Source organism: Psychrobacter fulvigenes (assembly GCF_904846155.1).
Classification (GTDB): Bacteria; Pseudomonadota; Gammaproteobacteria; order Pseudomonadales; family Moraxellaceae; genus Psychrobacter; species Psychrobacter fulvigenes.
Window position 1 is genome coordinate 2,548,148 of record NZ_CAJGZP010000001.1, and the last position, 22,188, is coordinate 2,570,335.

The window sequence follows — 22,188 nt, forward strand, 5'->3', positions numbered from 1 at the left end:
GATAGCCAGTCTTTTTAAGGTGATTAGTCTTTGGCCATGGGCAGTTTTTGTGACTGACCCATTTGGTTAATCATCTGATCCAGTCCTTTGACATGGACACTACGCTGCGGGAATGGAATCTCAATCTTCTCATCATCCAGCGCATGCTTGAACTGCTCTAGCAAATCGCATTGCATCGTCCACCAGTCGGCATTGGTCGTCCAAACGTTTAAGGTCAGATCTACTGAGTTATCGCCCAGATTGGTGACACGCACGATAGGCTCAGGGTCGGTAAAGGCCAGTGGATTGTTCTTTGCCAAGCTGAGCATGACGTTTTTGGCGACCTTAATATCCGCATCGTAGCCAATACCGACCGTGATATCGACGCGGCGGTTGGGCAGCGCGGTATAGTTGGTGACGGCTGAGGTGGTGATATCGCTGTTAGGGATGATGATGTCGTGATTGTTAATCGTCGTCAGGTGGGTGTTGATTAAGGTAATCTCTGTCACTGTCCCTGTGTAGCTACTGATTTGAACATAATCACCGCGTACAAACGGGCGGAAGGTCACAATCATAATGCCAGCCGCGAAGTTTGACAGCTGATCCTTTAATGACAGACCAATGGCTACCGCGGCGCCACCCAATATAGCGACGACTGACGTGGTCTGCACGCCAACTTTGCTAAGGGCTGCTAGAGCAACCACGACTAACAATACGCCATATAACAAGCGACCTAAGAAGTTAGCGACGGTATCATCTAAGTGGCTACGCAACATAATACCGTGAGCGAACGTGACTGCTTTTTTGGCAAGCCAACGCCCTACCACGAATATCAATATCGCTAGAGCAATCTTAATAACTAAGCTGAATGCGTTACTGGTAAGGGTAGCAACATCTACTGTAAAACCTAAAAATTCCATACTGACTCTTTATTTTATAGCTTGATTGACTTGATAGCTTGATTGGCTATCTGGTTTGACGTCACAATCGAATGTCGATCATCACTCTAATGGTTGAGCATTTTAACGCAAGCATCGTTTTGGGTTGTTCGTATTTTAGTAACTTATACTTAATAAGTCACATCTACTTTGTCGCTGTAACGATAGGTACGTATCAGACGCAGCTCGACAATATCACTCATGTCTTCGGTAAACTTACCAAAAGGTGCGGCTTGTCGTACTGATTGCTTCGCAGCTTCGTCTAATATCGTTGAGCCTGAGCTTTCTAGCAGGCGAATGGCTTTAATATTCCCATCATTACTGATAATGACCATCAGGCGCACTTCGCCAGTGATTCCCTGCGCCCGTGCCTGTACCGGATAGTGTAAGTTACCGATACGCTCGACATGCTCACGAAAGGTTTCAATATAGTCCGCTGCTGCCCCGCGCGTGGTTGAGTTGCTATCCACGGTGACGACTTTAGACTTGGTGGCATAGACTTGTTGGCGCTGTGATAGCTGCGCCTCTAAAGTTGCAATCTGCTTACGCAGGCGCTCTTCTTGCGCTTGCATGTCATCTTGCGCTTGTTTGCTGTCGTTATCAGACTCTACGGTCGCTTGACGCCAACTCAAGGTCGTACGCAAATAGCTTTCTTGGTAGCGCTGCTGACGCACCTTACGCTGCATATTGATCACATCTTGGGTTTCGCTGATTTGCTCTGCAGTCAATGGGCTGGTTTGCGCACTTTCTTGTCTTACTTTTTGAAGTACCGAACCGCCGCCTTCTTGTGAAGCATTGGCGATATAGTGCGCATCTTCATTGGGCTTCATATTATCAGTCAAAGCCTTGGCAACATCTTGCATCAACGCTGCAGGATCTTTGCCCATAGAAAAGCTCACGCCAAAAATGATCACCACGTGCACCACTAAGGCAATGATAATAGCGACAGGCATGCTAAAATCGCGCTTTGGTGCTTGCGCAGAAAAGTGATAGCTTTGGGAGTCTTTAATATGGGCCACAATGGGTCTCAACTTTCAGCATAAGTATGGCGGCCATCGCCTTGATCTTGATAATTGGCTGCTATTTTACATGGTTCACACTCATAATGGCAGTTGCAATAATGACTGCTCTTTCAAGCTACGTCTGATACTCGAGCCTTGCTTTGAAATATACTATTTTCGACGTCATCATATAGTCGACGCACTGTAAAAAGAACCTAGCGCTACTGGGATGAATGTTGCGTAGCCTCTGTGAACGCAGCACGCAAGTAAAATTTGTACCAGTAGGGCGTTTAAATTTAGATAACAGTTTTATTTTCAACTGACTACAACATGACCAATGTCTGATTCAAATCAACTCTACTGGTTATGTTGGTTGGTTTATTTGCTACAATATGACGCCCTTAGCTTTTCGCTACGCTGTTTTGCTATATACTATTTTAGGGTGTTGAACCCCTACTTAGTATTGACACCCTATAATGATAAGGATAACCAGTTTGCGCAACTTCGATAACTTTGATGACTTCACTGATAATCTTGGCTATCGCTTTAGCGAGTCATTTAGCGATGGCTGGGAGAGCTTAAGCCAAACCATCAAAAAGCTCTATGACAGAAGCATTGATAAGCTCGATGATGAGCTGGCTTTACCAGTTGCCCAAACCTACGTCAATGATGCCTTGCAAAAGTTCGTCACTGATAATGTCGGAGCTATCTTGGAGCTACGCGTTGAGCTGCATGACGATTGGTTCCGCTTGTACTGTACCTTAAATATTGCAGGTATTTATGCTGAAGTCGCCAGTAACTTTAGTCTCGTGCACGTGCAGCTCGATCGTAACGTACAGCGCTTTGTTTTTGGTCAGCAGACTTATACTGACGTACTCAACTTACGCTGCGAGTCATTTATTAAACGCCAAGGCATCAAGCTTTTTATTTGGTTTTATCATAGCGTGCTCAAAAAAGATCCGTTAGGCTTCATTCTGACTTATATCAATATAGCCCGCGCAAAAGAAGAGATTATCTACCTTGATATTAATCGTTGGCTAAAAAAGAATAAAAAAATCATGAGTGGCTTACACAAAGTACAGGTTAATTATGGTGAGCTCGAAGAAGAACAGCTGGTGCTAAAAACACAGGTAAACTACCGTGACTTGATAGGTGCCAGTAGCATCGATGATATTATTACTGAAGATGACGCGAGCGAAGATGAACCTGAGCTCATGAAAGGTCCTATCAACCCAATCGCTGATGCGGCCAAACCAAGCCAAGTCTAATAGCCAAACACAGGGGCGATTATTGCTCTAACGAATGAAAACGCCGCTGCCTTAAATGAAGGTAGCGGCGTTTTTTGTGGCCGTTTGAATATAGCCATACGTTTAGCAGTAATTTTTAGCTTACCAATAGTTCTCTACAGCGATATTGCCTTCACCGCGGCGATTCATGACTAGCCCCAGATCTTTGAGCGTCTCTTTGGTATCTTCTACCATCTCAGGGTTGCCACATAGCATTACATGGGCGCTGTCTATATCTAGCTTGATACCTGCACGCTCTTCTAACTTACCATTAACCAGCAACTTTGGTAAGCGCTCAGTTAAGGCATCTGCCATCGGCTCGCGGGTGACGATTGGGACAAATATCAATTTGGCTGGATTGTCGACCAATGAGCCAAAATCTTCTTGCAAGGTTTTAATCAATTCGAGATAGGCAAGCTCTTCCTTCGACCGTGCACTGTAGGCAAGTACGATGTGTTCGTAATCCTCCCAAGTTTGTAGATCTTGTAGCATCGACAAAAACGGCGCCAACCCTGTCCCTGTGGCTAGCAACCACAAATCCTTGGGCAATGGCTTTTGATAACGTGCTAAGGTCAAAAACCCAAATGGCATAGTATTCAATAGTAACTCATCACCGACTTGCAAATGCTGCAACTGCGAGGTAAACGCCCCATCAGGAATGACAATCGAGAAGAACTCTAGCACCTCGTCAAAAGGCGAAGACACAATAGAATACGCACGGTAGATATCTTCATTCAAGGAGTCGTCCAATGCGACATCTTGAGCTTTATAGTGTTGTAATTGACTGGGATTGACACCCAAACGCACGAACTGACCAGCAGTAAACTTAAAGCTGTCTGGACGGGTAACCGTAAAACTAAACAAGCCTGGTGTCCATGTGGTTTTGTTCAGCACCGTTACTTTTTGAATATTGTCACTCATAATAATTAATCACTCTCATTTTTATTAATAGTCTTTTATTGATGGTTGTTTTTATAAGTTTTTAAAGGATACAAACCAAAAGATGCGCCAAGCTTAGCATAAACTTGGCGCATCTTGGTTTTCTAACAGTAACAGCGGATAAGTAACCCACATCGTTAGCCGTTACTTATCCTATCTCTATACGGCTTCTTATACGGCTTGTGTTACCAAATACGCGCCATACCTGACCAAACGATCAAGCTATTTGGCAGTACACCAAAGTAGATAATCACTATGGTGACACCAATCACCATGAGCCCGCCCATACGAATGCCCCACTGCCCTGCTACATCAAACTCAATAAACTGCTTAGGACGTTTAAACAATGTCAGCATCACGCGCAGGTAATAGAACAGACCGATGGCACTGCCCAAGATAATCATCGCTGCTAAGAACCAGTTGGTTCCTTGCACAGCGGCTAAAATCGCAAACAGCTTAGTAATAAAGCCTGCTGTCAGTGGAATACCCGCTAAGGACAACATCATAATGGTCATCACCGCGGTAATCACCGGACGACGCCAAAATAGCCCTTGATAGTGTGATAAATCATCCGCTTCACCAGATTGACGATAAGGACTCGACATCAGCGTTACGACGCCAAAAGCACCAACAGAGGTCAAGGCATAAGCTGCCATATACATGCTAGAGATGCTATCAGCGGCAGCACCAATACTGACAATGACAATCAATACGTAACCCATATGGGCAATGGAAGAATACCCTAATAGGCGCTTAAGGTTGGTCTGACGGACAGCCAATAAGTTACCAACTAGGATAGACAAGGTTGCCATAACCATCAGTAGCATTTGTACCGACGGCAATGCCAACAAAGCGCTATCAATTAAAAAACGCACTGCCAGTGCCATCATCGCCACTTTAGACACCGAAGCTAAGTAAGTCGCTATAGGAGCGGGTGCGCCTTCATAGACATCTGGTGTCCATGCATGAAAGGGTGCCGCAGACAGTTTGAAAGCAACCCCAAACAGCATAAGTGCTGCCCCTAGTATCAGCAGTGGCGACTCAAACATACTGCCTAGCACCAGGCTAATCGGCTTGAATGCCAGTGAGCCAACCTGAGCATAAATAAACGCCATACCCATTAAGATAGTTGCAGAGGCGGTCGCTGAGAGCACCAAATACTTAAGACCTGACTCCAAAGAGCGGCTGCGCAAAAAGGTATAAGACAGCAAGCCGTATAGCGGTATAGAAAGCAGCTCAAGACTCATAAAGAATGCCGCCATATGCTGCGCTGATACCATTAATAAAGCACCAGTCGTCGATAACAATAGCAGCAAATACAGCTCGTCCTTATTATCTTTAAGATTTGCCAAATAGGCGTATGCCAAGGTACAGCAAGCCAAGGCACAGATAAAGATAACCACCATATTAAACTTGGCAAAGCTATCAATCACAAATAGCTGCTCAGCGTTTGGCACTACTGAGCCACTACTTATCACACCCGTGATCTGTCCAATCAAGGTAAACAGGCCGACGTTCAGACCCAAAACACTGATGGTAGCAGTGACAAAATGTGAGCGCTTAATAGTGATAGCAATCATGGCCAATAAAGACGTAATCGCTACTGCAATGATCGGCGCATAAGGCATTAACCCCATCAAATCATTCATCGTAAATTCATTCATGACTTAACGTGCCTCCATTGCATCAAGTAACGGCGACATATCGACCTGCGTCACCTGACTGTAAATATATGCATTATTGATCCACTGCATAGCGTGACTTGATGTATCCAAAAACGGCTGCGGATACAGTCCGAGCCATACTAGCCCTGCTGCCAACATCAATAATAATGACAGCTCGCGCTTACCCAAATCTTTCACTCTACGCGGTGGTAAGCCATGCGACTTGGTCTCATGCAGTGCCACTGCTTCAATGTTATTGGCACCAAATAGCGCACGGTAAATCAATATTAATGAGTACAGACCTGCTAGTACCAAACTAAACGTCGCTAGCACCACAAATACGGGATACTGCGCAAACGCACCAAACAAAATCATGAACTCACCGATGAAGTTACCAGTACCAGGAATACCTAGCAACGCGGCACTAAAGAACATCAGCATAGGCGCGTAGTAACGGAACTGCCCCCACATACCGCCCATCAAGGTCAGGTCACGAGTATGCAAGCGCTCATAGAGCTGACCTGCCATGATGAACAGCGCGGCTGAGCTAAGACCATGTGCTAGCATTTGGATCATCAAGCCTTGTAGGCTGAGTAAAGTACCCGCATAAATCGCCAACACCACAAAACCCATGTGCGAGATACTGGTATAGGCCAATAGACGCTTCATGTCTGTTTGCATAAAGGCGAGCCATGCGCCATAAAAAATACCAATGGTGCCCAAAGTGATGGCAATCGGTGCAAACTCTTGCGATGCTGCAGGAAATAACGGCAGCACAAAACGAATCAAACCATAGGCAGCTGTCTTAATCAGCACCCCTGCCAAATCCACCGAACCTGCTGTTGGTGCCTGCGCATGTGCATCAGGTAACCAACCGTGGAACGGCATAACTGGCAACTTGACGGCAAAGCCGATAAAGAAGCACAGCATGATCGGATATTCCCAGCCGCCAAGTGGCGTACCGAGCAAGTCATTATAGTTAAAGCTCACCACACCGCTATTAGCGTAGCTGAACAGCACTAATAACAACACGCCAATGAGCATAATAAGCCCAGAAGCTTGGGTATAAATAAAGAACTTAGTTGCTGCGTATTCTTTTGTCTTACCACCAACGACATCATGACCCCAAATGGCAATCAAGAAGTAGATAGGAACCAGCATCATCTCCCAAAAGAAGAAGAATAAAAACAGGTCAATGGCTAAGAAAACACCAATAACGCCGCCTAAGCTCCATAGCAAGTTCAGATGAAAGAAGCCAACACGGCGCTGGATTTCATTCCATGAACACGCAACGGCAGCGACACCAAGCAGCCCTGTCAATGCAACCATCATTAGCGACAGACCATCTAGCGCTAAGTGAAAGCTGATACCGAAGCTTGGTATCCACGGCACACTAAATTCAGCAATCCAAGGCACCGCCGCTGCAGGCGCAATCACTTGCTTACTCATGCCAGCAAAGTCGCCATACTGCCAAAGCACCATAGACAGCCCAAAGGTCAACATCATACCAATTAAGGCAATCCACCGTGGTAGGCGCTTATTAAAGCGCTCAACCAACCAACATAGCAATCCGGCAATAAACGGAATAGCAATCAATGCCGGTAGCATCCACGTTTGTTGTAACTCAATCATTTTACACCACCGTAATCATTACCAGCACCAGCAATACAGCTACTCCCAAGCCAAAGCTTGCAGCATAACCTCGAAGTGACCCAGTTTGCGTTGCAGACAAGGCTTTATTACCTGCTGACGCCAACATTGGCAATATATTCCACGTCTTATCAACAGGGTCGGCTTTAAATAAACGGCCAATCAACAAGAAGGGTTTTACAAATACCAAATCGTATAAAGCGTCAAAGCCCATACCGTGATAGCACCAATGGTATAGCGCCCCACCGATTCGCGTCTGCTTAAAGCGTGAGAGCATCCGGCCCTTATCAACTACATAAAATAGCGCTGCCAATATTAGTCCTGCTAGCATCGCACCCATAGCGATATATTCGGCCGTATGTTTGTCATCGGCTTGGTTGGCCACTTCTAATAGATGCCCAACGCTTTCTGGCAACACGCCTTGTAATGGCGGTGTAATCCACGCCCCTACGGCGGTTGATAGCACGAGTAACACCGTAAGCGGCAACCAATACGACACGCCAGATAGCTTGTGCGCTGGGGTTTTTTCTTCACCAAAAAAGATAATCCAAATCATACGGATGGTATAAATGGCAGTTAAGAATGCACCGAATACCCCCATATAAAATAAGACTTGATGACCCGTCGCAAACGCTTCCCAAAGGATGGCTTCTTTTGAATAAAAGCCAACCGTTACCCAAGGTATCGCTGCAAGCGCGCCGCCACCGACGATATAACACCAGAATACTAACGGTATTTTCTTACGCAGTCCGCCCATCTTGAAAATGTTTTGCTCATGATGCACGGCAAGAATGACCGCACCTGAAGATAAGAACAATAAGGCCTTAAAGAACGCGTGAGTCATCAGATGGAAGACAGCGCCTTGCCATGCCCCCACGCCCAATGCTAAGAACATATAGCCGATTTGACTCATGGTCGAATACGCTAAAATGCGCTTAATGTCTGTCTGTACCAACGCACAAAATCCAGCGACCACCAGCGTCAAGGCACCCACAGCACCGACCCAGTACAACAAAATACCTGGGGTCAAAATAAACAATGGATGTAGGCGCGCGATTAAATAAACACCTGCGGTAACCATCGTTGCCGCGTGAATCAACGCTGATACTGGCGTTGGACCTGCCATCGCATCAGCAAGCCACGTATGTAGTGGAATCTGTGCCGACTTACCCATTGCTCCACCAACAAGCATCATGGTGGTTAGGATCATCGTTGGATTATTCACATCGAACACCTCAGGCGCACGGGTGATGATCTCTTGGATATTCAGCGTGCCAAACTCACGGAACAGTAAGAATAGACCAAACGCCAAAAACACATCGCCGATACGGGTCACGGTAAAGGCTTTCATCGCCGCACGGCCATTGGCTCTGTCTTCAAAATAAAAACCAATCAGCAAGTACGAACAAATACCCACACCTTCCCAACCAAGATATAGCAGTAACAAATCATCCGCGAGCACCAGCAATAACATACTGGCGACGAACAAATTCATATAGCTAAAGAAACGGGCAAAACCCTTATCACCCTTCATGTACCAAGCAGCAAACAAATGAATCAAAAAGCCCACGCCAGTAATCACACCTGTCATGGTCAAGGCTAAGCCATCAAAGCTGAGCCCAAAGCTTGGCGCAAAGTCTCCCACTTGAAACCATGTCCACAGTGGCACTTGTACGACCGTACCTGCGGGATGTGTGCTCAAAAAGGTATAGCTGGCAACCAATGTACATAGCGCTGATAGCCCCATGCTACCAACACCAACCATCGCTGCCGCCTGTTCAGTTAACCTGTCGCGCATAAAGGCTAAGATCAAAAAGCCAATGAGCGGGAGTATAAAGGTTAATGGTAATAAACTCATGACATCATCCTTTCATCTCATTGGCGCTATCGACATCGAGATGCCCACGCTTATGATAAAACTGCAATAATATTGCTAAGCCAATGGCTGCTTCAGCGGCCGCCAAGGTCAAAATAAAGATAAACATAATCTGTCCATCTGGGTCGACCCAGCGGCTGCCTGCCACCACGAACGCCAAAGCTGCCGCATTCATCATGATCTCAAGGCTCATCAGCATGAATAAAAAGTTACGTCTGACCATCACACCGCACAGACCAATTGCAAATAAGATACCTGCCAATATCAATCCATGGCTCATAGGTATCATACCCAATACACTCTGCGCCTCAGCAGCAGGCTGTACTAAGCCTGCAACCTCATGGGCAAACGGCACATTTGACACCTCTTGTGCCACGCTTGCTGCTAGTACCATCAGTCTGACTCCTTGCGCGTAGCTTTCTGCGTACCTACCTGCATACCCACATAGTCATGTGGATCTACATCTTTATATTCGTAGGGTTCTGCCATTTCCACAGCGTCGGTAGCACTGCTATTGTCATATTCGCTCATACTGCCAATACTTGGCTGGAAATCCTGACTATCGTTTCCGATAACCTCATCATCTATAGACTCTTTGCCTAAATGATAGGCTGCGACCAGTGCCGCGAGTAACAATAATGCAGCCACTTCTACTAGCAGCACATATTTGGTAAATAAGACTGTACCCACTGCTTTGGCAGACACCGTCGTTCCACCAATAACAGCAGCCTCGTCATGATTGAGACCGATCATCGCATAGAGCACAACCGCGATAACAATCGTCAGCCCTGTCGGCAGCGCCCAAGTCTTGGCATCAAGCCAGCGCTCTTCACGGGCATCGTTAGCCATACCCAGATTGAGCATCATGATAACGAAAACAAACAGCACCATAATCGCGCCAGCGTATACCACAATCTCAAGCGCACCAGCAAAAGGCGCACCCAATATAAAAAATATGCCAGATATGGCCAACAGTGACACGATCATCGATAAGATGGCATGTACTGGATTGGCATGAATGACCACGCGCAAACTGGCAAAGATAGCCACTGCCGCCAGTGCATAAAACCCTGTCAAATCTGGGCTATTTAAGATAGTCATCATGGTAGCAAGCTCCTTAGATCCACAGGCTCAGCTTCATTCTGCGCTAAACCTTTTGGTTTGTCCGCTACCGCCATACCTGTCACGCGATAATAGTTATAATCAGGATATTTACCTGGTCCTGAAATCAGCAGATGCTCTTTTTCGTAGACCAGATCTTGACGCACGTATTCGCCCATCTCAAAGTCAGGGGTCATTTGAATGGCCGTCGTTGGGCAAGCTTCTTCACACATCCCGCAAAAAATACAGCGCGAGAAGTTAATACGGAAAAACTCTGGGTACCAACGTCCATCATCACGCTCCGCTTTTTGTAGCGAAATACAGCCAACTGGACAGGCCACTGCACATAGGTTACAAGCGACGCAGCGTTCATCCCCATCAGGGTCACGAGTGAGGACAATACGTCCGCGAAACCGTGGCGGTACGGGTACGGGTACTTCAGGGTAAAGAATCGTATCTCGTGGACGAATCGCATGACTGTTCACCATCCACATGCTGCGAACAATGGTAAACATGCCTATTACTATCTTTTTTATCGAAGTTAACATGGGGTTATTATCCTTTTCAGCATTGCCTTAGCTCATCAGCAGAATTACCGCGGCGGTAACCAGCAGATTAATTAAGGTCACTGGCAAGCAAACCTTCCAGCCAAAATTCATCACCTGATCATAGCGCGGACGCATGAGAGAGCCTCGAGCCAAAATGAACATGGTCATAAAGAACAGCGTCTTAATCATGAACCAAAAAGCTGGCGGAATAAACGGAATATCTAAATTGAAAGGTGCAAGCCAACCACCAAAGAACAAACAGGTCATCAATGCTGAGATTAATACGACGTTGACATATTCACCGATAAAAAACATACCAAACTTCATGCCTGAATATTCAACATGGTACCCTTCAGCAAGCTCCTGCTCTGCTTCTGGTTGGTCAAATGGATGTCTGTGAGTAACGGCAACACCAGCAACCACAAAAGTCAAAAACCCAAAAAACTGCGGGATGATGTACCATCCGTCAGCCTGTGCTTCGACAATGGCACGTAAATTAAACGAGCCTGTCAAGGCGACAACACCCATCAATGACAGACCTAAGAAGACTTCGTAACTGATGGTTTGTGCTGCTGAACGCAGACCACCCAGTAGCGAGAACTTGTTTGCTGATGCCCAGCCGCCGAACAGTACTGCATAGACTGCAATGCCCGCCATGGCAAAGAAGAACAAAATACCAATATCCCAATCTGCCACACCAAGCGTTGGTGATACTGGGATAATGGCAAATGAGGCCAATGCCGTAAACATTGCGACTGCTGGCGCAAGGATAAAGATAAATTTATCAGTAAAGTTTGGCGTCCAATCTTCTTTAAAGAAGATTTTTAGCATATCAGCAACCAACTGCAAGGAGCCAAAAGGCCCGACACGGTTTGGCCCATAGCGATCTTGCCACAGCGCCAGCATTCGACGCTCATAGACAATCATCAACGCCGCGACAATGACCACCACCAAAAAGATGACAATCGATTGCACAACCATAAATAAAATGGACCAAGTATCATACGTCATCATACCAGCCAAAAAGCTTGGCACATCAGGAATAATACGAGTAAATGACATATTAGATCTCCTGCGTGTTGGTCGGCGCGGCAGTCGCGCGGTTAGAGGTAGCCTCACCTTCTAAGACTGAATCATCAGCCATAGCACCTGTCATGCTGACCGGCGCATCAACCTTGCGTACTGAGGCTGGCATTGACGGATGAATAATACTCACCTGACCAACTGGATAGCCAATACAGCCCTCCGCTAAATAATATACTACTTGCACTGGCAACGTGATTTGCTGATTATCGATCTCGATAGCCAAATAATCACCCTCACTCACACCCCAGTCTTTAGCATCGTCAATACCAACACGCCAAGTAGCAACCGGCAGCTGTGCGGCGACGATTGGGCTACGTGACGCCATGATTGAACTGGCATAGATATTATAAATAGGAACCAGCTTAGCTTGTCCTTTCTCGATATCAGTCGTCGCGGTAGACAAAGTCTCTGGCGCCACATACTGACGCAGTGTCAAACGCTCTAACTGATCAAATAAGCGTATCCCAGGATCGCCACCTTTTAGGCCACCCCCAACTTTGTCTTGATATTTATTCCACGCTTGCGGTGAGTTCCAGCCCGCTGCATTGGCGAATGGAATCATTGAGCCTTTGGCTTGTTTGCCGCTATAACCTTCCATCGAAAAGGTCAAACCTGTGTCCAAATCTTTTGGTTGCATCGGCTCGTGGACAGATATCGGTGCGCGCATCGCCGTACGACCCGAATAACGACGAGGCTGACGGGCAATCTTGAGACCAGTAATGCGATAATCAGCATCAGGAGCAGCACCCTTGATAGCAGCAAGCTTAGGATGAGTCGCTACCAAAGCATTGATGACATCATCAAGCTGTGTCCAGTCGACATCACGACCCTCTATGCTGCTGTGAACTGCATGCAACCAACGCCAACCTTCTTTGATACTACTAAGCGGATGGTAATATTCGTTATCATAAACTTGGAAGAATCGCTGAGCTCGGCCTTCAGCAGATATCAATGTGCCATCTGCTTCTGCAAAGCTGGCAGCCGGCAGGACGATATCGACATCTTTATGCCAATCCAGTAGCTGATGATCCAAGGCGATGACGGTTTTATCTACCAATAGCTGAGTCAACTTGTGACCATCAATGGCATCTGTCAGCTGGTTTTCAGCGACAATTACCACATCAAAATCAGTGGCAAGCAATTCTTCGACTGATTGACCGCCAAGCAAGCAGACGCCTATGCTATTAGCCTCAGGAACCGTTAAATAGATACCCGCTTGCGCATAGTAGTTTTCATTAACTGTTTTTAGCTCAAGGCTGTCTTCTCTTAGCTCTTGACTGTCCGCAGGCTCGCGCTCTACATCATCTTGCGCATCTTTATTGGTACCCGTTTCAGGCTTAGCTGGTTTGGCTGATAGCTCTTTATCTTCTTCAGGCTGATCATTAGCAGACTGCGCTTGCGCTTTTACTTTGGCATTGTGCGCGTCTACTTGCTGCTGTTCCGTTGCTTTAATAGCTGCACGTTTTTGCGTGAGTACTTGAGTAATTTGCGCGGCTGCCTCTATCATGGCGGTTGATGACAAACTGCTGCCCGATACAATCAACGGCTTATCAGCTTGCACCAAATCATAAGCGATTTGCTGAGCCAACGCTTGCATAGCATCCGTATTAGCATTGACATCAGCATCTGATTGCTCGGCTGATTGTGGTTCTGCTACTTCTGCTAAATCATCAGCAAGTTTGGTAATCTCATCAGCCACTTTAAAACCAAGCATCGTGATGTCTTCTGGTGTGGCGACCACGCTGACTTTGCTGATATCTTCTAGTTTGGTTTGAGCAACGTCGATGACATAGACTGGGCTCAAGGCATCTTGAGCAATACGTTTGACAGGCTCTGCAAGCCACGGCTGAGTTTGGAGCGCCGCCGCCATTTTCAGGCCTTCATTTTTTGCCGATTGGCGCACTGATAGTGCCAAGCGTGGTGAGGTTTGGGTAATGTCTTCACCCAATATCAGCACTGCATCATGGCTTTCAACATCAGTCATACCAGGGTTATAGATACCTTCAGTGCTCAGCACTTCGATGCATTTATTGACCAGTGCTTGCTGCTGGTGATTGAGACCTGTTGAGAAGTTATCAAAGCCAACGAGGTTTTTTAGGGCAAAGTTGGTTTCCAAACTGGCACGTGGAGAGCCAATACCAATGACCTTCTTATCTTTTATACGTTTGATGGTCTCATCAAGTGCATAGTCAATATTAATTTTGACGTGTTTTTCATTGATACGCTCAAGCGCTTGGGTTGGGCGATCAGCGCGATTGACATAGCCGTAACCAAAGCGACCACGGTCACATAGGAAGTAACGGTTTACTTCGCCGTTATAGCGGTTCTCGATACGGCGCAATTCACCATAGCGCTCACCCGGTGAGATGTTACAACCAGCCGAACAGCCATGACAGATGCTAGGCGCATATTGCATGTCCCATTTACGGTTGTAACGCTCAGAGTGGGTTTGGTCAGTAAAAACCCCAGTTGGACATACTTCGGTTAAGTTGCCTGAAAACTCACTTTCAAGCTGACCGTCTTTATCACGACCGAAATACACGCGGTTATTGGAGGCGTAAACCCCCAAGTCTTCGCCGCCTGCATAGTCTTTATAAAAACGTACGCAGCGATAGCAGGCGATACAGCGGTTCATCTCATGAGCGATAAAAGGCCCAAGCTCTTGGTTATGATGCGTGCGTTTGGTAAAGCGATAGCGACGACGGCTATGGCCTGACATATAGGTCATGTCTTGTAAGTGACAGTGCCCACCCTCTTCACAGGTTGGACAATCGTGCGGGTGGTTGGTCATAAGGAGCTCAACCATCGACTTACGAAACGCTTTTGCTTCATCGTCAGTAACAGATATGTACATATCATCGTCGGGAGCGACCATACAAGACATCACCAGACGTCCGCGACCTGCTTCCATATCATCGAAATTTTGATACTGCTTGACCGCACACTGACGGCAAGAACCGACTGAACCTAAAGCTGGATGATAACAAAAATACGGCACATCAATGCCGAGTGATAAACATGCCTGCAGCAAGTTATCAGCGCTATCTACCTCGACAGTGGTTCCATCAATATGTATGACTGCCATGCCGCTCTCCTATTTCACTTCTGGCTGTTGATTGGCTGCAGCATCAATGACATCTACGCCAACCGCCTGCGCGATTTTTTGATCAAACTCAGGACGGAAGTATTTTATCGCACTCATCAGTGGTTCCATCGCACCTGGAGCATGCGCACAAAAGGTTTTGCCAATCCACAAGTCGCGCGTGAGTCCCTCTAACTTCTCAACATCGCCTATTTGCCCCTCGCCATCATTAATGGCGGTCAGCAGTTTGACACCCCAAGGTAGGCCGTCACGACATGGTGTACAAAAGCCGCATGATTCACGCTGAAAGAAGATCTCAAGATTGCGCAATAACGGCACCATATCTTGCTCTTCATCGACGACCATGATCAAACCTGTACCCATACGGCTACCGGCTTTTTGAATGGTATCAAAATCCATGACAACGTCTAAATGATCAGCCGTCAAAAAGTCCGTTGATGCGCCGCCGGGTAGCCAAGCTTTGAGGGTACGGCCATCAATCATACCACCAGCGAAATCCTCAATGATTTCGCGAGCGGTATAACCAAATGGCAATTCCCACAATCCAGGATCATTGACCAAGCCTGAGCAACCAAATAGCTTAGTGCCTGGCGTTTCACTATTGCCTTTTATTTGCGCTAGCGACTGATACCATTCCACGCCGTTGTTTAGGATGGCTGGCATGTTACATAAGGTCTCAACGTTGTTGACGACCGTTGGGCGACCCCATGCCCCAGAAACTTGTGGAAATGGTGGTTTGGTACGAGGATTGGCGCGGCGACCTTCCAAGCAGTTAATCAGCGCCGTCTCTTCACCGCAAATATAGCGTCCAGCGCCCGTATGCACATGTAGATGAAAGCTAAAGTCTGAACCCAGAATGTTGTCGCCCATTAGATTATTGGCCAGACATTCTTCAATGGCTGCGACCAAGCGCTGGGCGGCTAAAATATATTCACCGCGAATAAAGATATAACCATCGGTGGCACCAATGGCATGGGCAGTGATCAGCATACCTTCGATCAACTGAAAAGGCAGACGCTCCATGAGCAAACGGTCTTTAAAAGTACCTGGCTCCATCTCGTCGGCATTACAGATGAGGTAGCGCGGCAGACCATCAGGAGGAATCATAAACGACCACTTTAGGCCTGCGTAAAACCTGCACCGCCACGACCTCTGACGTTGGCCGCTTTAATCATATTTTGTACGTCTATGGCAGGCTTGTCTAACGCCGTCTTCAAACCTGCAAAACCATTTAAAGACTCATAGGTCGCTAAGTCCAATATGGCATCGTGGTGTGCAAGCCGCCATGTCAGCGGTCTTGTCTCACTGGTAGCCGTGGCTTTATCACCATAGACAGGAATACGTTGATCATTGAGTTGGCTGGGTGCTTTACCTTGACCACGACGAGCAATCTGCTCAGAAACTGTTAATCTCATGCGTATAGCTCCAATAACTGGGCGACTTCATCAGGCTGGACAGGGCCATAGGTATCTTCATCAATCAGTACCGCAGGGCCTTTGTCACAGTTACCTAAGCAGCAAATCGGCAGCAACGTAAAGCGACCATCTACTGTCGTCTGGCCATACTCGATACCTAATTGTGAGCGTATCTCAGCAGACAGCGCCTCATAGCCAGTCAAATAACACGCCACTGAATCACAAATCAAAATCACATGGCGGCCGACAGGTTGGCGGTAAATACGGTTAAAGAAAGTTGCGACCCCGTCGATATCAGTGACTGGAATATCTAGGATATTAGCAATCGCATTTACCTGTGCGTCATCAACCCAGCCATTGCGCTTTTGCACGATCTTTAGCGCATCTAATGAGGCTGCGCGCGCATGTGGATAATGCTGTACAAACTCATCAATGGCTGCAATTTCAGCAGCGGTCAAGATGCTTGCTACATCTACTTTTGGCGCTTTATCGGAAACAATCTTCATAATCTTTTTTTCTTTCCTCACTCATCACGTAGTCATGCTTGGCGCTGATCGCGCAGTGACTACGATTTGGTGTGCCAGTTGGCGCTCACATTTACATGAGCTTTCTTAAGCTTTGATAATGACAGCCGCTTTAACGATCACAGTCTGCCATCACAATATCAATCGACGCCAAATACATAATGGCATCAGAGACCAGCGAGCCATTAATTACCGACGGCATCTGCTGCAGATGCGCGAATGTCGGCGTACGAATACGCGTACGATAACTCATCGTGGCGCGATCTGAGGTAATGTAATAGCTATTGATACCTTTAGTAGCCTCTACCATCGTTGAGCATTCACCCGCTGGCATCACAGGACCCCAAGACACGGATATAAAGTGATTGATTAGGGTTTCAATGTCATTTAAAGTACGGTCTTTTGGTGGCGGTACTGCTAGTGGGTGATCGGCTTTATAAGGGCCTTGCGGCATATTATCCATACACTGACGGATGATACGCATGGATTGGCGTATTTCCTCAATCTTGATCATACAGCGATCATAAGCATCGCCATTGTAGCCGACAGGTACTTCAAAGTCGTAGTTTTCATAGCCCATATATGGACGCGCTTTACGTAAATCAAAATCAACACCTGTAGCACGTAAGCCTGCACCCGTCACGCCCCAAGCTAATGCTTGCTTGGCATTATACTGCGCAACGCCTTGGCTACGACCCTTCAGCACACTGTTCTGCAGAGCTGCTTTGACATATTCATCCAAGCGCTTTGGCATCCAGTCCAAAAACTCACGTACCAGACGTTGCCAGCCACGTGGTAAGTCATGCGCTGTACCGCCAATACGAAACCAAGCTGGATGCATGCGATAACCAGTCACGGCTTCGATGACGTCATAAGCTTTTTGGCGGTCGGTAAACATATAGAATACTGGCGTCATACCCCCAGCATCTTGGATAAAGGTACCGACGTATAGCAGGTTGTTGGTAATACGGAAAAACTCACTCATCATCACGCGAATAGTTTCAGCACGCGGTGGAATGGTAATTCCCGCCAGCTTTTCGACCGACATGATATATGGTAGCTCATTCATCACACCGCCAAGATAATCAATCCGGTCGGTATAAGGAATATAAGAATGCCATGTTTGACGCTCAGCCATCTTTTCGGCGCCGCGGTGGTGATAACCAATATCTGGAATACAGTCAATGACCTCTTCGCCATCAAGCTGTAAAACCAATCTAAAAGCACCATGAGCTGAAGGATGGTTGGGACCAATGTTCAAAAACATAAAGTCTTCATCACGCCCTGAGCGCTTCATACCCCACTCTTCGGGGACAAAGCGCAAGTTTTCTTGCTCGTATTGTTGTTTGGCAGTATTCAAAAAATACGGGGTAAACTCAGTCGCGCGCGCGTGATACTCCTTGCGCAGTGGATGACCTTCCCAGTATTTAGGCAGTAGGATACGCGTCAGATGCGGATGACCGTCAAAGACAATCCCAAACATATCCCACACTTCGCGCTCATACCAGTTGGCATTTGGCCACACTTTGGTCGCACTGGGGATATTGAGATCTTCTTCGCTCAGCGCAACTTTGATACGTACATCGCTATTACGCTCAAGAGACATTAAGTGATAGAACACCGTAAAGTCACTGGCTGGCAGACCCGCGCGATGTTGACGCAAGCGCTCATCCATCGCCGACAAGTCATATAGCATGACATAAGGCTTTGGCAACGTGCGCAAGAACAACAAAATATCCAACAGGTCAGCACGCGCAACCCAAACAGTCGGAATCTCATCGACGGTCTGCTGCACGACAAACTTGCCAGCATACTTGTGTTCCAGCTCTCTGATGACTGCTGGTACGGGTTTGATCTTAGGATCTTTGTTTTCGACTACCGTGACCATGAATGATGTATTCCTTCATTAATCATAACTAAACTGAGATAGAGGCTCTAATCTACTGACGAAATAATACTTATCAATAAAAACTAAATACTATCTGGGCTACGCAAGTTTTTTACCGCGATACGATCTGCTTGCTTACGGTCACGCTCAGGCGTCATCTGTGGCTGATAGACGCCTTGATCATTGACGTGAATCCCTAGTGGACGACGCTCTTTGGTGATGGACTCTTGCAACAACATCAACCCTTGAATAAGCGCTTCTGGACGCGGCGGACAGCCAGGCACATACACATCTACTGGAATGATTTTATCTACGCCTTGTACCACAGAATAAATATCGTACATACCACCAGAGTTGGCGCAAGCACCCATAGATATGACCCATTTTGGCTCAAGCATTTGCTCATACAGACGCTGAATCACAGGCGCCATTTTGACAAAGCAAGTCCCTGCTACGATCATCACATCCGCCTGACGCGGCGACGCTCGAATCACTTCTGCACCGAAACGCGATAAATCGTGTACCGCTGTCAAGGTCGTCGCATACTCAACGTAGCAACAAGAAGTACCAAAGTTAAATGGCCATAAAGAGTGCTTGCGACCCCAGTTAGCCGTCGAATGTACAAGGTCTTCGAGACGACCCATAAAGACGTTTTTATTGACTTCATCTTCTAGCGGATCATTAACAGTTTGGCGAGTCTGTGCAGGATACTGATCTGCATCAGGATTGGCTTTGGTTATTGTGTACTTCATAACATACAACCTTTAAATTAAGCGCAGCGTAGCGACCATGTTTTCAATAATTTACGTAGCATACGACAATAAAACTTATCAGTATATTGCGTGCTAACTTTCTTTATTGTCATGATGCGCAGACGCAGAGAAATCCACAGAAGTAATATTGCCCGTGGTATTAATATGATCAATATTTTTTAGATGACGGCGGTTCTCTTCAATACTATTTGAGACATTAATTTGCCCTGAAGACTGTGCTGGCACCTTCCCAGTAGGATCTACCATTAGCTCTTCCACACCATCGAACTTGGTAATGTCTGCCAAATTAAAACCGATAGGAGCCGTTTTTAGACGGGGCTTTTTGCGTAGCTTGTCAGCAGGCGACCAATTCATCGCACCTAAGCTAAGCTCGTATATCAAGCCAATAATCAAGATGCCAATAAATATCGTAGCCGCTGCAAATCCAAGCCAACTGGCCTCGCGAACTGAGACCGCATAAGCATATAAATACAAGGCTTCTAAATCGAAGATAACAAAAAAGATAGCCACCAAATAGAATTTTGCAGACAAACGAATACGGGCATTGCCAGCTCCGACAACACCCGCTTCAAATATCTCTTCTTTTTGTAAGCCATGAGAGCGTCCGCCGAGTAAGCGCGGGACGACCAGCATAAATACAACCAAGCCGATAGCGGCTAAAATAAAAGCTACTGCTGACCAATCAAAGGCAGACATGATAATACGTGCTCCTCACCCAATCGAGTGTCATAAGTAGTGCAAGACATAATGATTTAAAAAATATTTTAAAACATGATGGCATCACAATACCTGACGCAGACGAAAACACAGATCGACTGTGCTGGTAATGGCCAATTATCAAGATTATTGACAAGAGTATTGTTGACAAGAACACTACTGACAACATAGTAAGACGGCACCAACCGTAACGAATATCTAAGGCGCAAGCTATGTAGGTGGTCATCAACCTAGTCATGACAGCTATTGTTACTCTAAATAAATCATAGCAATAGCGCCAATAGACACATGACGTTAATCTTATACACCCAATTATTAACTATGGTTGGTTAATAGTAGCTGACGCAGATAAGGGCTGGTCGTCGAACCTATCTGACTAAAATGCTGACTGAAACGTAAGACAAACTTATTAAATCAATATCATACGTACACATTTAATTGATTTAATAACTCATTGCACGTAGTCAATAATAGCGTGACAACTGGCATAAACTGTTTGCCTACTATACGCCTATAGATAGTCAAAATCCAGTTTGTTACTGCATTGAATGGTCATTTTATATGCTACAAAGTATGTATTTTTTGACATAAAGTTTACTACACCTCAAATGAGTGATGACTTTGCAAGCAAATACACCAAACCATTATCTGTTATCCAACAGTCTCACACATTACTTTTATCGGTAAACAGAGCCTAACATTATGATTTTATAATAAAAAAGGACAAACCACATGATGGCTTGTCCTTTTGGTTTTTATTAAGTTATAAGAAATTACTGATCAATCACATCAACACCTTGTGGCGGTGTAAATTTAAACTGACTACTGCTGATACTTGGGTTCATCTTAATACCGCTAAACTTGATAGAAGTGGTCTGACCTAGCGTATCGTTCAATACCATCATCACAGGTTTGCCACCGTTAAAGCTCATAGATAGACTTTTAAAGCTAGCATCGCCTGATTTAGGGTAAAGCACATAGTAGTTTTTGTTGGCATAAGGCTGAGTAATCTTAAAGTTTTTATCGATTTTGCTAGGATCACCTGATAAAAGTAGCGCTGGAGTATTACCTACCTGCGTGTCCACCCCTTGTTTGGTTGCTTGCTCCAAATCTTTGTCATATATCCACATTGAATTGCCATTCGCAACAATCAACTGCTCAGACGGTGATTTGGTCTCCCAGCGGAAGTTATTTGGACGCTGCACACTCATCGAGCCTTTAAAGGTACCACTACTAGCGCCCTTAGTCGTTTGAGTAAAGTTGGCCGTCATACTTTTGGTATTCGTCAGCAGCTTATTCAAACGCTTAGCAGCAACCAAGTTATCAGCAGGAGCAGCTGTTGCTGATTGCGTCAATGCCATCATGGGTGCAGCCACACCCAAACTGGTCATCAGTACGCCTGCTAACGCACCACTCATTATTTTTTGCTTTACGGTCATTGTGTTCTTAGTAGATAAAGTCATCGTTGTTCCTCTAATAATAGTCATAAAATGTCGTTCAGTGAATGGTCAGGTTAGATCATCGCGCTATTGTTGTGTTCATCTGGTGCACAGTTCAAACTCCGTGCATGGTGAGTTATCGCGATACATTAACAGACTCTCTCTATCGAGCTAATCATTGATTCTAACCTTAAACCTTTGGTTCTAAACCCTAGCTCTAAAATTTAGTCATGCAGTGCTTATTTATTAAAAGTGCTTATT

17 protein-coding genes and 1 pseudogene are annotated in these 22,188 nt (G+C 46.1%); 1 reads left to right on the top strand and 17 read right to left on the bottom strand.

Translation table 11 applies throughout. From position 1 onward, the window contains the following. Positions 1 to 23: 23 nt before the first annotated feature. Both JMX03_RS10715 and JMX03_RS10720 read right to left on the bottom strand, forming a co-directional pair. Positions 24 to 899: a mechanosensitive ion channel family protein gene (locus tag JMX03_RS10715; RefSeq protein ID WP_201596705.1), complete on the bottom strand. Its 876-nt coding sequence runs from the start codon at positions 897 to 899 to the stop codon at positions 24 to 26. A gap of 149 nt (positions 900 to 1,048) precedes the next feature. Continuing rightward, complete coding sequence (locus tag JMX03_RS10720; RefSeq protein ID WP_227695642.1) at positions 1,049 to 1,936, bottom strand: energy transducer TonB; 888 nt, start codon at positions 1,934 to 1,936, stop codon at positions 1,049 to 1,051. Positions 1,937 to 2,394: 458 nt separating this feature from the next. Between JMX03_RS10720 and JMX03_RS10725 the strand changes: the two genes are divergently transcribed. Further along, complete coding sequence (locus JMX03_RS10725) at positions 2,395 to 3,186, top strand: hypothetical protein (protein WP_201596707.1); 792 nt, start codon at positions 2,395 to 2,397, stop codon at positions 3,184 to 3,186. A gap of 120 nt (positions 3,187 to 3,306) precedes the next feature. Here JMX03_RS10725 and JMX03_RS10730 read toward each other — a convergent pair whose 3' ends face one another. The 15 genes and pseudogenes from JMX03_RS10730 to lolA form a co-directional block, all read right to left on the bottom strand. After that, positions 3,307 to 4,125: a ferredoxin--NADP reductase gene (locus JMX03_RS10730; RefSeq protein ID WP_201596709.1), complete on the bottom strand. Its 819-nt coding sequence runs from the start codon at positions 4,123 to 4,125 to the stop codon at positions 3,307 to 3,309. 203 nt (positions 4,126 to 4,328) lie between these two features. Continuing rightward, positions 4,329 to 5,807 (bottom strand): NADH-quinone oxidoreductase subunit N, encoded by a 1,479-nt coding sequence (locus JMX03_RS10735; RefSeq protein ID WP_201574112.1) that lies wholly within the window; start codon positions 5,805 to 5,807, stop codon positions 4,329 to 4,331. A gap of 3 nt (positions 5,808 to 5,810) precedes the next feature. After that, complete coding sequence (gene nuoM, locus JMX03_RS10740; RefSeq protein WP_201574111.1) at positions 5,811 to 7,439, bottom strand: NADH-quinone oxidoreductase subunit M; 1,629 nt, start codon at positions 7,437 to 7,439, stop codon at positions 5,811 to 5,813. A gap of 1 nt (position 7,440) precedes the next feature. Beyond that, positions 7,441 to 9,315 (bottom strand): NADH-quinone oxidoreductase subunit L, encoded by a 1,875-nt coding sequence (nuoL, locus tag JMX03_RS10745; RefSeq protein ID WP_201596712.1) that lies wholly within the window; start codon positions 9,313 to 9,315, stop codon positions 7,441 to 7,443. 4 nt (positions 9,316 to 9,319) lie between these two features. Next, positions 9,320 to 9,628 carry an NADH-quinone oxidoreductase subunit NuoK gene (nuoK, locus tag JMX03_RS10750; protein WP_058368358.1) on the bottom strand — a complete coding sequence of 103 codons (309 nt, stop codon included), beginning with the start codon at positions 9,626 to 9,628 and terminating at the stop codon, positions 9,320 to 9,322. Between the two features lie 98 nt (positions 9,629 to 9,726). Further along, the gene (gene nuoJ / locus JMX03_RS10755) at positions 9,727 to 10,437 is read right to left on the bottom strand and encodes an NADH-quinone oxidoreductase subunit J (protein ID WP_201596714.1); all 711 of its coding nucleotides are present in this window, start codon (positions 10,435 to 10,437) and stop codon (positions 9,727 to 9,729) included. After that, positions 10,434 to 10,982 (bottom strand): NADH-quinone oxidoreductase subunit NuoI, encoded by a 549-nt coding sequence (gene nuoI, locus JMX03_RS10760; protein WP_201596716.1) that lies wholly within the window; start codon positions 10,980 to 10,982, stop codon positions 10,434 to 10,436. Before nuoI ends, nuoJ begins: the two co-directional genes overlap by 4 nt. 27 nt (positions 10,983 to 11,009) lie before the next feature. Then, entirely contained in the window at positions 11,010 to 11,996 is a 987-nt protein-coding gene (gene nuoH / locus JMX03_RS10765) for an NADH-quinone oxidoreductase subunit NuoH (RefSeq protein ID WP_201577096.1), read from the bottom strand. A 49-nt stretch (positions 11,997 to 12,045) separates the two neighbouring features. Further along, the gene (nuoG, locus tag JMX03_RS10770) at positions 12,046 to 15,153 is read right to left on the bottom strand and encodes an NADH-quinone oxidoreductase subunit NuoG (RefSeq protein WP_201596718.1); all 3,108 of its coding nucleotides are present in this window, start codon (positions 15,151 to 15,153) and stop codon (positions 12,046 to 12,048) included. A 9-nt stretch (positions 15,154 to 15,162) separates the two neighbouring features. After that, positions 15,163 to 16,586: pseudogene (gene nuoF / locus JMX03_RS10775) on the bottom strand (NADH-quinone oxidoreductase subunit NuoF). Continuing rightward, on the bottom strand, positions 16,583 to 17,092 hold the full coding sequence (nuoE, locus tag JMX03_RS10780; protein WP_201574105.1) for an NADH-quinone oxidoreductase subunit NuoE: 510 nt from the start codon (positions 17,090 to 17,092) through the stop codon (positions 16,583 to 16,585). Before nuoE ends, nuoF begins: the two are co-directional and overlap by 4 nt. A gap of 130 nt (positions 17,093 to 17,222) precedes the next feature. Continuing rightward, a complete protein-coding gene (nuoC, locus tag JMX03_RS10785; RefSeq protein WP_201596720.1) occupies positions 17,223 to 18,998 on the bottom strand; it encodes an NADH-quinone oxidoreductase subunit C/D in 1,776 nt (591 codons plus the stop codon). Positions 18,999 to 19,081: 83 nt separating this feature from the next. Continuing rightward, entirely contained in the window at positions 19,082 to 19,750 is a 669-nt protein-coding gene (locus JMX03_RS10790; RefSeq protein WP_201596722.1) for a NuoB/complex I 20 kDa subunit family protein, read from the bottom strand. A 93-nt stretch (positions 19,751 to 19,843) separates the two neighbouring features. Continuing rightward, positions 19,844 to 20,467 carry an NADH-quinone oxidoreductase subunit A gene (gene ndhC / locus JMX03_RS10795; protein WP_201596724.1) on the bottom strand — a complete coding sequence of 208 codons (624 nt, stop codon included), beginning with the start codon at positions 20,465 to 20,467 and terminating at the stop codon, positions 19,844 to 19,846. A gap of 794 nt (positions 20,468 to 21,261) precedes the next feature. Continuing rightward, positions 21,262 to 21,951 (bottom strand): outer membrane lipoprotein chaperone LolA, encoded by a 690-nt coding sequence (gene lolA / locus JMX03_RS10800; protein ID WP_201574101.1) that lies wholly within the window; start codon positions 21,949 to 21,951, stop codon positions 21,262 to 21,264. Between the last annotated feature and the right edge of the window lie 237 nt (positions 21,952 to 22,188).

Coding starts and splice junctions, on each gene's coding strand:
- JMX03_RS10715 (WP_201596705.1), bottom strand. CDS start 899: ATGGAATTTTTAGGTTTTACAGTAGATGTTGCTACCCTTACCAGTAAC.
- JMX03_RS10725 (WP_201596707.1), top strand. CDS start 2,395: ATGATAAGGATAACCAGTTTGCGCAACTTCGATAACTTTGATGACTTC.
- JMX03_RS10730 (WP_201596709.1), bottom strand. CDS start 4,125: ATGAGTGACAATATTCAAAAAGTAACGGTGCTGAACAAAACCACATGG.
- JMX03_RS10735 (WP_201574112.1), bottom strand. CDS start 5,807: ATGAATGAATTTACGATGAATGATTTGATGGGGTTAATGCCTTATGCG.
- nuoM (WP_201574111.1), bottom strand. CDS start 7,439: ATGATTGAGTTACAACAAACGTGGATGCTACCGGCATTGATTGCTATT.
- nuoL (WP_201596712.1), bottom strand. CDS start 9,315: ATGAGTTTATTACCATTAACCTTTATACTCCCGCTCATTGGCTTTTTG.
- nuoJ (WP_201596714.1), bottom strand. CDS start 10,437: ATGATGACTATCTTAAATAGCCCAGATTTGACAGGGTTTTATGCACTG.
- nuoI (WP_201596716.1), bottom strand. CDS start 10,982: ATGTTAACTTCGATAAAAAAGATAGTAATAGGCATGTTTACCATTGTT.
- nuoH (WP_201577096.1), bottom strand. CDS start 11,996: ATGATGACGTATGATACTTGGTCCATTTTATTTATGGTTGTGCAATCG.
- nuoG (WP_201596718.1), bottom strand. CDS start 15,153: ATGGCAGTCATACATATTGATGGAACCACTGTCGAGGTAGATAGCGCT.
- nuoE (WP_201574105.1), bottom strand. CDS start 17,092: ATGAAGATTGTTTCCGATAAAGCGCCAAAAGTAGATGTAGCAAGCATC.
- nuoC (WP_201596720.1), bottom strand. CDS start 18,998: ATGGTCACGGTAGTCGAAAACAAAGATCCTAAGATCAAACCCGTACCA.
- JMX03_RS10790 (WP_201596722.1), bottom strand. CDS start 19,750: ATGAAGTACACAATAACCAAAGCCAATCCTGATGCAGATCAGTATCCT.
- ndhC (WP_201596724.1), bottom strand. CDS start 20,467: ATGTCTGCCTTTGATTGGTCAGCAGTAGCTTTTATTTTAGCCGCTATC.
- lolA (WP_201574101.1), bottom strand. CDS start 21,951: ATGACTTTATCTACTAAGAACACAATGACCGTAAAGCAAAAAATAATG.